At 35.5% G+C, this 251-nt stretch carries 1 pseudogene; it reads right to left on the bottom strand.

The annotated features are described in order from the left end of the window. Positions 1–251: pseudogene (locus tag FUA24_RS00525) on the bottom strand (cytochrome c oxidase subunit 3); the annotation flags it as partial.

Raw genomic sequence — 251 nt, 5'->3', positions numbered from 1 at the left:
GTAATAAAGAAAAAGAAATCTGCAAATAATGGCGAGCCATATTCGTTTACGTGAAGGTTAGCGCCTTCAACAACAGCTTTACCGTTTTCCTTTAATTGTTTTATAGATTCTGCTCTTGTTAAAACTGTTTTATGCCCTTCTTCAGTTAGGGTTTGTGTTCTAACTAAAATATTGTCATGCTTTTCTAAACCGTGTAATACTTCTTCAACGGTGTATGTTGGCAATGTTCCTTCAGAAACAAACCAAAGTCC

The sequence above is a fragment of the Seonamhaeicola marinus genome (assembly GCF_008085455.1).
The sequence above is the reverse complement of the archived record's forward strand: the minus strand, read 5'-3'. Positions and strand labels throughout refer to the sequence as shown.